This is a genomic window from Deltaproteobacteria bacterium (genome assembly GCA_016208165.1).
Classification (GTDB): domain Bacteria; phylum Desulfobacterota; class Desulfarculia; order JACQYL01; family JACQYL01; genus JACQYL01.
In genome coordinates this window covers 1-9780 of sequence record JACQYL010000104.1, presented here as the reverse complement: position 1 = coordinate 9780, position 9780 = coordinate 1, and the positions used below count along the sequence as shown (strand labels likewise).

Genomic DNA, 9780 nt, shown 5'->3' with positions numbered 1-9780 from the left:
GCGGCTTATCTACGCCACGTACTCAAAGGCAGAAGGTTGGGTACAGTCTCACAAGCCTCCCCACCCGGGTAGCTAATCCGGATGGTTTAAATATAATATACAAGGTTGGGTTAGCGAGCAAAGCGAGCGTAACCCAACATAGGTACCTTCGTTCCTCAACCCAATCCGCGATCCTGTGGCCGGACGCACCTCACACCTATCGCTTCAAAGCCCGATGCACGAGTTGGGTGATGTCCAGGACCTCGAGAGCAATCTTGTTTCGTCTCACGTACGTGGTCATCGTCCGAACGCATTGTTGGCAGGCAGTGACCACGGCCTGGGCGCCGGTACTCAGGACTTCCTCGATTTTCTGTTTAGCGATTTCAGCGGACAACTCGGCATCGATCATCTCGAGATTGCCCCCTCCCCCGCAGCAGCTGCAGTTCTCACGATTTCTCGGAAGCTCCACCAGATTGACACCCGGAATGGAACGGATCGCTTCCCTGGGTGCATCGTAGACCCGCGCACCACGTCCCAGGTCGCAGGGATCATGATACGTTACGGTCAGAGGGAGTTCCTTGAGCGGAATCCGGTTCTCTCTCACCAGCTCCGTCAGAAACTGGGATGCATGGTGGATTTCGATCTCACGAGGGTAGTGTTCTCTCCACGTCTGGTAACACGAGGGGCAAGCAAAAATGACCCGTTTGGCTTCTTTCCCTCGAACCGCCTCGATGTTGTGCTCCATGAACTCGCCGAACATCTCCTTCAGGCCCGCCCCCATCAGCGGAAATCCACAGCACCACTCGTCCTCGCCCAATAGGGTGAAATCCACACCGCCCACTTCGAGTATTTCCGCGAGGGCAATGGGAATTTTCTGGGCCAGCGGGAAATAGGCGGCTACACAGCCCGTAAAATAAACGACCTCCGCATTTTCCCTGATGTGCCCATGGTCCGGCGCATCGCTCATGTCTTCCACCCACTCGGCCCGCTCCTCGTTGTCCTCCCCGAAAACGTTCCGGCTCTTCTCGAGGTTCTCGCCGATCATGTCGATCTTCTTCGGGTAGGTCCCGGAATGAACCAGATCCTGTCGAAGAGACAGCCACAACTCTCTGAGACGGATGCCCACCGGACAGACTTCCTCGCAGTTGCCGCACAGTGTACACCTGAAAACCGTATTGCTGAACTGTTTGCGCTGCTCGTCCGATGGTCCGAACTTTCCGAAAAGCTTCCTGAGCAGGCCGGTCCGGGTTCTTAGAATTCGCTTGAGACCTTTCATGCGGTACACGGCGGACAGCTCGCCATCGAGGGAAGCCCCCACGGCAGGGCACACGTCGGCGCACATCCGGCAATTGGTGCACGCTTCCATTTCGAAAAGCTGTTTTACGCTGTAATCCCGATTGGACATATTACTGTTCGCGATATTTTTCGATGTCGGCCAGAACCCACTTCTCCACGGCTTCGGGTCCGTGGATCAGGTCTTGAAGTTCTCCCTTGTCATCGGGCTTGATTTTGTACATCCACCCTTTGCCGTAGCAGTCTTCGTTGATCAGACCGGGATTGGTCTCGAGTTCTTCGTTCACCGCCGCCAACTCTCCGCCGACAGGGGCGTTCACCTTCCCCAGCCATTTGCCCGATTCCACCTTGGCGAACTTCTTTCCTTTTGTCAGAGCCTTGCCTTCGTCCGGAAGTTGCACGTACACGATGTCGCCGGCCAGTTTCCGGGCAAAATCATCCATACCCATGACTAGCAGGTCCCCTTCGTCCCGGATCCAGTAATGGTTCTCTTCATAATACAGTTCGTCCGGCATGTTGTATTCCTGAACCTTCACGCTGACCTCCTCTCTGTTCCCGTTCGGCGGTGCTCGGAAAAAACGTAGCCTTTAGCGGGGGAAAACTTTTTCCAACGTTTTCCCCCGAACCCCTTTTCAAAACCTTCAATGCAGGCGCCACCCTTCGACAAGCTCTGGGCAGGCTCCTTCGGGAGGGGCACACAGCATCCCGCTCCGGCCAAGGCGGAGCGGAAATGCATGGAAATCTTAAAGAGATTCTGAGGGATCCGCGTCCGGCGGATGATTGTTTCCCTCCGTATTCTTGCACCTTAATACTAGTCCTCTTCCTCCAGCAATCCGTTAATGAACTCCGTAGTGTTATACACCTTGAACGCCTGTTTGCGAAGCTTTGCGTTTGAAAGATTGTGCCTGCACGAGTTGCACTCCGTGAGCACGATATCGACTCCCGCGTCTTCCGCCTCGGCCAATCTGCGGCGGGCCATGGCGAGGGAATTCTTGGGATACGCTCCCCTTACGCCTCCACCGGCCCCGCAGCACAGAGCGTCCGCGTGGTGATGCGCCATCTCCACGAAGTTCGGTGCGATCCTCCGGATGGTGCGCCGGGGCTCTTCATAGATCCCACAGTGCCTTCCCAGATCGCACGGATCATGGTACGTCACCCGCTTGTCGGTTTTCACTCCGAAATCGAAATCCGCCAGGAACTGCGACAAATGAACGATCCGGAGGTTCTTGTCCCGAAGCTCGGCATACTGGGGTTTATCCTTGAAGGTACGAAAGCAGTACGGGCAGCCCGTGATCAACGTTTTTGAGCCCGTAGCCAGAATGACTTCCACGTTCTTTCTCGCCAGATCTTCATTCATCCGATAACCGACGTCTTCCAGCACGCCGGAGCAACACACTTCGTCGACCAGGGTGTAGTCCAGATCGAGACGATCCAGCAAGTCCAGGGTCGCCGTGGTGGCTTCGTCTTCCCTGTAGGAGCCTACGCATCCGATAAAATAGACGCACTCCGCTTTTCGGTTCCGCTCCCGTTCAAAATCCTCCGGCTCGTCCTCCGCATAGATGTTGGTGTGGTTTTCAAGGACCTCGTTCATTCCTTTGAAGGCCGGATGGCAGGATCCGATACTGACCATGTCTTTTCTGACCTGTTTGATGATTTCCGGCACGTTCACGCCCGACGGACAATTTTGTGCACAACTGGCGCAGGTGGTGCACTGAAACAGCGTCTCGATGAGTTGGTCATCCAACGGTATCTCGCCGTCCATTACCTCTTTCAACAGCAGCATTTTGCCCCGCGCGTTGTAGGAAGGTCGGAGCGTTGCTCCAAAAAGAGGGCAAACCGCCTGGCAAAAGCCGCATCGCGAGCACTGCAGGATCTGCTTGCGGTATTTTCGTTCGAAATCGTACTTAGCTTCCACCTAGACCTCCAATGCCATCTTGCCGGGGTTCAGAATATTGTTGGGATCGAGAAGCCGCTTGATGCCGCGCATCACGTCCATGGCGGTTTCATCGTGTTCGAGACTCATAAAGGGGGCCTTGGAAAGGCCGATGCCATGTTCACCCGTAAGCGTACCCCCCAGACCGATGGCCAGATGAAACAACTCGTCACTGGCCGCGTCTTTTCGCCGTACCTGTTCAGGATCGTAACCGTCGTATAGAATCTGGGGATGCAGGTTTCCGTCCCCCGCATGACCGAACGTGGCTATCTGCAGCGAGTGTTTCTTGGCGATGGCCTCTATGCCTCTCAGCAGGTTCGTGATCTGTCCCATGGGCACGGTAACGTCTTCGAGGACGAAATGGGTCTCGATCCTGGCGAGCACGGCGTACGCGGATTTCCTCGCCTTCCATAGATCCGTCACTTCCGCTTCGCTGTTCGCCATTTTCACATCCTTGGCCTTGCTGTTTTTGAAAATGTCGACCACTTTCCCCATCTGATATTCCGTCTCTTCCTTGGTGTAGCCGTCGGTTTCGGCCAACAACATGGCCTCGACCTCCGGAAGATCGAGGTCCGTATTCTCGTTGATGGCCCGAATCGTTTCCTTACCCAGGATCTCGAGTACACTCGGAATAATGCCGCTGTGCATGATCAGAGTCACGGCGCGACCGGCGTCTTCCAGGGAATCGAAGGTCGCCGACGCGGTGCTGGTGGCCGTGGGTTTGGGATTGATCTTCAACGTAATCTCGGTAACGACTCCGAGTGTGCCTTCGGATCCTACGAACAGACGGGTCAGGTCGTATCCGGAAACGCTTTTCATGGCTTTCGATCCGGTCTTCATGATGCGACCGTCCGGCAGCACCACCTCGAGACCCAACACATAATCCCTGGTGGTCCCGTACTTGGCTCCGCGAACACCGCCGGCATTGGTGGCCACGTTTCCCCCGAGAGTGCATACTTTGCCGCTGGCCGGATCGGGGGGAAAGAAAAACCCATGACTCGCGAGCTGTTTTTCGAGGTGTGCGTACACCACGCCGGGTTGCACGACGGCCAGGCGATCTTCAATGCTGATCTTCAGGATGCGGTTCATGCGGCACAGGTCCAGAACAATCCCGCCTTTGACGGGAACCGACATACCCGAGAGGCCGGTTCCGGCGCCTCTCGGAATCACGGGAATGTCTTCCCGGTTCGCCAGCTTCAGGATCTGCGACACCTGTTCCGCCGTTTCGACCCACACGGCGCAGCTAGGCCTGTGGTGATGCTCCGACGCATCGTACGAAAACGAGACCATGTCGATGAGACGGTCCGTGTAGTTGTCCTCACCGACAATGGCGATGAGGTCCTTCTTGACATTGTCCTGCATGTTATCTTCCTCTGGTGCCCCGAGGGCTGTGAGTCCCTCACCCCGGCCCTCTCCCAGAGGGAGAGGGAGCTTTGCTCAGTCTGCCGCGGTAGAGATGGAAAAGAAATGCGGGAGCACTGAAACATAGGATTCCTTGTCCGTCTCCCCCATCCACCGGAAAAAGAGTCGGGCGCTTCCCCCAGGGTCTGTTTCCGGTTCCCCTCTCCCCCGTCCGCGGGGGAGAGGGGCAGGGTGAGGGGGCGAATATGGACAAACGCCGCCGAATTGCAGCCTCTACAGTTGCTTTTGGCGTTGCGGTCCTCCTACTTTTCCTCCTATCCCCTTTCTTCATCCTGCCGGGACGCGTTGATGGCCAATACCACGGGCGCCACGATGATGTGAAACAGACGGCTGAAAGGCAAATAGGCGATAAAAGCGCCGGTAAGAACGGCGTGGATGTACCAGACGTACGCGTAGGGCCCCGTGATACCGGCGGAGTCCGAGAACAGGCTGCCGAGCCATGCCCCGATAAAGGCCCCGCCGCCCTGAGCCGGAATTCCCGTCATGGCCATGCGCATGCCTTCCAATACAAAGCCGACTATAACGATGCCGCCGATCAAACTCAACGCGAATCGATCCTGCGGCGGCGCGCCCTTGGACCGCTGCGAACTCCCCATGAATCCGCGGGCCAGGGCCAGAGCAACGCCCAGCAGTATCATCAGTCCCGTCAGATCAAAAAGAAAAGCGGTTGCCGGCTGGTTCTTATTTACCATGATCCAACTAAAGGACCGTTCCGGCCAGCACAGCGTGCCAATCAAAGCCGTAAGTCCCCAGACAAACCGAAAAGCGATGGAATAGAAGATCAGGCTGTGAATCAGCCAGCGCGCCGGGGATTGACGCCACAGTCTTCTTTGCAGCAACACGTCCAACAAAAGGGCTTTTACAACGAGCCGTATCTTCCGGGTGGCGCCGATCGGGTGTGCAGGCGGTGTGCCTGTCTTGGAGCCGGACCACCACACGGAAGATATCAGGGCCAGCCCCGCCAGGAAAACGATCAGGGTAATCACCGTGGTCGCATCACCCACGGAAAACGTGGCTGCATGGCAGGGCATACACAAAATGCTCTTGGCGGGCAGCACCGCCGCCGCGGCGCCGACGCCGTTCCCCTTGAAATGACACCTCGTGCAGGCGGCTTCGTCCTCCATGAGGATCATGTTGTGGACCCGTGATACGGCTTCCGGAGCGCCGTCGACTGTCCATACCACCCTCCCGGCGGACGGTTCCTTGACAGGGCGCACGGGTTCAAGGTGGCACGCTTCGCAGGCAACCGTCAAATGGGCGTCGCGGGCGACCTTTTCATCGTGCGGATAGTGGCATCGCCGGCAATCGCCTAACGACCGGGCGCTGTGATTGAAGTCCGCGGCTGCGGGATGACAGGCCACGCATCCGAATCCGGCATGGGGGGAAATCCGGTAAGCCTGTGCGTCGATCAAAGGAGCCTTGCGAACGGACGGCGTTCCGGAAGGAGCATGGCAGTTGAAGCAGATATGCTGAAGCCGCTTGACCTCTTCCGGGCGCTTCAGATCCGCTTCCCGGTGGCACTCCATGCAGGCGGCCTCTTCGGCGCCAAGCGCGGGCAGGGTCGTCCGTTCCTCATGGCACACTCCACATTGGGCGCGCGGAGGTTTGGCGGGGTCGAAGTCGGCCATGCGGTTTTTGCCCAGGCTTAGCTGGTAGTGAGGATCGTGGCAGTTGATGCAGGTCTCATAGGCTTGAACGTCCTCCACTTTCAAGGCGCCGTGAAGCCCCTTGCCGAGATCTTCCTGAATCTGGTCATGGCATTCGAGGCATTGTTCCAATTTAAAGAAGTCGAGCCGGTTCCTGACAATATCGGCCGAATCCGGATGGGTATTTCGTTCGAAGTCTTCGTGGCAGTCCCGGCAGGAGATTTGGCCGTGGGCGGATACATGGAAACGGTCGGGGTCGATAAGCCAGGAAGCTCCGGCCGTGGGACATACGAACAGCATGATGCCCGAAACGAGCATGATGAAAAGCAGGCCCTTCGTCGTTCTATGTCTGCCAAGCAAGGTGCGGACGCGTGCGATCCTGATCCGAGGTGCGAGGAGCATGAGATGTACCCTTTTATTGCGGAAGCGGCCGTACAGGTTTGCCGCTATGTCGAATGCGTTCAATCGGAAAACGAAGCCGACGATCCACCCAATTGGTATGACCAATTACTCTATGTGATGCGCAAGGCGTTGTCAAATGTTTTTTACGGCTTGACGAAACAGACGAAACTATCTATAGTTGAAAGAAATTAGAACCTGTCGGGCGAAGGTGGCTTTATGTAGGTTTTCACATGACCAATGATGCGACCAACGTCGGTCTTCTTGTACTTTCCGAAACCGGCAAGCCCTTTTTTCCGGCGGTTTCACAATACCATGGATACACAAAACCGTCACGTTTGCACTGCGCCGATTGCGGACCGGGCAAACCGTTACGCATGAATCCGAACGGACACAAGCCCCGGAGAAGCCGCGCCACACGGGCTCCGGGACCTTACTTACAGCATAATGCCTCCATACGGAACCATAAAAACTCGTAGGATTTCGGATCAGGTGTTCGAGCAGCTTCGCGATCTGATCTTTCGAGGACAACTCAAACCCGGAGATCAGATCCTTCCTGAACGCGAATTGGCCAAAGTCATGGGCGTGAGCCGGCCCACGATTCGGGAGGCCATCCGCAAACTGGTGGACCGGGATCTGGTGAAGCACCGCCAGGGCCAGGGCACGTTCGTGTGTTCCCCGGACGCCGGGCTAAGCACCAATCCGTTCAAGGTTGCCATCGACGGCATCGAAGCAACCCCCTTGGATCTGATGGAAGTGCGCCTCGGCCTCGAGTGCAATTCCGCCATGCTGGCGGCGGCCCGGGCCACGGAAGAAGACATCGCCCTCATAGAGAAAGGCTGCGCTGAAATGCGGGCCGGAACGGACGAAGGGGGCGTGCCTTTTGACGAGGACACTCAGTTTCACATGAGGATCGCCTACGCAGGCAAGAACCCCGTACAGATTCACGTTGCGAAGTATCTTCAGGACTTCCTTCGTCTGAGTATCAAGGCGAATCTCCTCAGACTCTTCGAATCCCCGGCCAACGTGGAGGCCGTGTTATCCCAGCACGAGAACATCCTTGAAGCCATCCGGCAACACGATACATTGGGCGCATTTCACGCCATGCACCGCCACATTGCCTTCGTGATCGACTTTCTTTCCAGTCCGGGTCCTCCCCTTGCGAGGTCCCGATCCGATCTGCTCTCCCCCGTTCGCTCCGAAAGGGACAGGGGCGAATGAGTATTCGCCCCTACGGGGGTTCGTTCTCCATTCTTCATCACGGTCGGGCCGGAGCTTGGGGTTCGGGCGGGTTTGTCGCAGATCCTGAGCCTGCCTGCGGCGAGCTTGTCGAACCCGCCGATGGAAAACCCGCCCCTATGGGATCCGGGTGCGGTTTCCCGCGTAGCGGGAGACCGCTGCAACAGGGGGGCCGGGGGCGGGTTTCTCTCATCGATTCAAGCCCTATCCCTCGGAACGGAACTGCCTGGACCGCTCCATCTTTTTGCGGGCCTTGGCGATCACTTGGGCTTTTTGCCCGTCATCGAGCATGTTGTAGAACTCGGCCACGAGGTCCATGTTGCTTCCCATGAATTCCGGCATCCGCTCGAACTGCTCTTTGGCCAACCCGGTGATGACCGTAATGTCCGGGTTCTGGCCGTTCAGCTCCCGCTCGATCTCCACGAAAAGCGCCTTTCTGGCGGCCGCAGCTTCGGCGAGATTGCTCTCCAGCTTCCGCCTGAGGTCTTCATACGCTTTTTGCTGGCTCTCCGAAAGGTTCAGATCCTCCACCCGATCGTCTATGTGGGCCAGAATGCGCTCCTGAAACCGTCCTCCACCCCAATAGGAAAAAGGACCAAAAGCGTACAGCGTACCCACGGCAAGAAGCATCATGATACCCGTGACGATCCCTACGACTTTCCATTTCGACATTGCTTTCATGTTTTATCCTCCTTGTTTTACTTGAAGGATAGCGCCCAACCTTTAGAAAAGTATGTGGGGAGGGATGAAAAGTGTAAAATAAGTGCAAAAGAGTTTGTCCTGATTCAAACGATCAAGCTATTCTTCTCTTGTGAATGACTTCAATGGGCCGTGTCAACATGCGCGGTGTGCGTTGACCGGGCCCTGAGTGGAAGGCTTGGGAAGGACGCTGTTGAGCCCTTTGAACAGGTGTTGGTCGAGGTTGATGAGAGGCGAATTGTGAACGAAAAAGTGCTGGTCGTGGATGACGACGCCAGGCTTCGCGCCCTTTTAAAAGAGTACCTCGAGGGTTACGGTTTTCAGATTTTGACGCTTGCGGATGGATGTTCGGTGATGGAGACCATTCGCGACGAATCCCCGGAAATGGTCATCCTGGATATCATGCTGCCCCGGCGCGACGGGCTCGAGGTACTCAAAGACATCCGCACCGAATACGGCGTGCCGGTCATCATGCTGACCGCCAAGGGCGAAGATGCCGACCGGATCGTCGGACTCGAGCTTGGAGCCGACGACTATCTGCCCAAACCGTTCAATCCGAGGGAGTTGCTGGCCAGAATGAGAGCCGTGCTGCGCAGACTCCACCCAGAGCCTTTGGATCGCCCCGAAACATCGGACGAGTGCATCGAAGCCGGGGGTCTGACACTAAATCTGAGCCGCAGGACTCTCCTGGTTCAGGGTCGAGAAATCGAGCTTTCCGCAACCGAGTACAAGATTCTCGAGGCCATGATGGGACGTCCGAACACGGTCTTCACCAGGGATCAGTTGATGAATATTGCCCGGGGAAGAGACGCCATGGCCTTTGACCGAAGCGTGGACGTGCACATCAGCAACCTTCGGGGCAAGATGAAACCCTTCACCGGAGATAGGGAGTTGATCAAAACCGTGTGGGGCTCCGGGTACAAATTCGTGGAGGCCCCATGAAGCAGGGCAAGCTTTACATCAAGATCTTTCTTTCTTTTCTGGGCATCCTGTTCATCTGCGAACTGCTGATTTTCGCCCTGTTCATCATTACGGCCGGGAGGACGTTCCGCGATCGTTTCCATCAATACACGGAAGCCAAAGTCCTGGTGGCCAAAAGGTTCATCGAGGACAGGATCAACGAAACATCGGGCGGCACCCCCCGGGGGGAGCCGGTAAAAGAGGGCCTGG

General features: G+C 56.7%; 10 protein-coding genes. 4 read left to right on the top strand and 6 right to left on the bottom strand.

All coding sequences use genetic code 11. From position 1 onward, the window contains the following. Positions 1–196: 196 nt before the first annotated feature. The 5 genes from HY788_19250 to HY788_19230 form a co-directional block, all read right to left on the bottom strand. Entirely contained in the window at positions 197–1384 is a 1188-nt protein-coding gene (locus HY788_19250; protein MBI4776287.1) for a (Fe-S)-binding protein, read from the bottom strand. A gap of 1 nt (position 1385) precedes the next feature. Beyond that, positions 1386–1808 carry a glycine cleavage system protein H gene (locus HY788_19245; protein MBI4776286.1) on the bottom strand — a complete coding sequence of 141 codons (423 nt, stop codon included), beginning with the start codon at positions 1806–1808 and terminating at the stop codon, positions 1386–1388. Between the two features lie 275 nt (positions 1809–2083). Next, positions 2084–3187, bottom strand: coding sequence for a (Fe-S)-binding protein (locus HY788_19240; protein MBI4776285.1), 1104 nt, complete (start codon positions 3185–3187; stop codon positions 2084–2086). Further along, positions 3188–4495, bottom strand: coding sequence for an FAD-binding protein (locus tag HY788_19235; protein ID MBI4776284.1), 1308 nt, complete (start codon positions 4493–4495; stop codon positions 3188–3190). It abuts the gene before it with no gap. A gap of 386 nt (positions 4496–4881) precedes the next feature. Then, positions 4882–6675, bottom strand: a complete 1794-nt coding sequence (locus tag HY788_19230) for a respiratory nitrate reductase subunit gamma (protein MBI4776283.1) — start codon at positions 6673–6675, stop codon at positions 4882–4884. A gap of 3 nt (positions 6676–6678) precedes the next feature. Between HY788_19230 and HY788_19225 the strand changes: the two genes are divergently transcribed. Beyond that, positions 6679–6867: a hypothetical protein gene (locus HY788_19225; GenBank protein MBI4776282.1), complete on the top strand. Its 189-nt coding sequence runs from the start codon at positions 6679–6681 to the stop codon at positions 6865–6867. 252 nt (positions 6868–7119) lie between these two features. Then, the gene (locus HY788_19220; protein ID MBI4776281.1) at positions 7120–7893 is read left to right on the top strand and encodes a FadR family transcriptional regulator; all 774 of its coding nucleotides are present in this window, start codon (positions 7120–7122) and stop codon (positions 7891–7893) included. Between the two features lie 222 nt (positions 7894–8115). Here HY788_19220 and HY788_19215 read toward each other — a convergent pair whose 3' ends face one another. Then, on the bottom strand, positions 8116–8592 hold the full coding sequence (locus HY788_19215; GenBank protein MBI4776280.1) for a Spy/CpxP family protein refolding chaperone: 477 nt from the start codon (positions 8590–8592) through the stop codon (positions 8116–8118). Positions 8593–8850: 258 nt separating this feature from the next. On the opposite strand from HY788_19215, the gene HY788_19210 reads away from it, so the two are divergent. Next, on the top strand, positions 8851–9552 hold the full coding sequence (locus tag HY788_19210) for a response regulator transcription factor (protein ID MBI4776279.1): 702 nt from the start codon (positions 8851–8853) through the stop codon (positions 9550–9552). Beyond that, a partial coding sequence (locus HY788_19205; GenBank protein ID MBI4776278.1) for a hypothetical protein occupies positions 9549–9780 on the top strand: 232 nt, incomplete at its 3' end. The genes HY788_19210 and HY788_19205, both read left to right, overlap by 4 nt.

Coding starts and splice junctions, on each gene's coding strand:
- HY788_19250 (MBI4776287.1), bottom strand. CDS start 1,384: ATGTCCAATCGGGATTACAGCGTAAAACAGCTTTTCGAAATGGAAGCG.
- HY788_19235 (MBI4776284.1), bottom strand. CDS start 4,495: ATGGTCTCGTTTTCGTACGATGCGTCGGAGCATCACCACAGGCCTAGC.
- HY788_19230 (MBI4776283.1), bottom strand. CDS start 6,675: ATGCTCCTCGCACCTCGGATCAGGATCGCACGCGTCCGCACCTTGCTT.
- HY788_19225 (MBI4776282.1), top strand. CDS start 6,679: ATGTACCCTTTTATTGCGGAAGCGGCCGTACAGGTTTGCCGCTATGTC.
- HY788_19220 (MBI4776281.1), top strand. CDS start 7,120: ATGCCTCCATACGGAACCATAAAAACTCGTAGGATTTCGGATCAGGTG.
- HY788_19215 (MBI4776280.1), bottom strand. CDS start 8,592: ATGAAAGCAATGTCGAAATGGAAAGTCGTAGGGATCGTCACGGGTATC.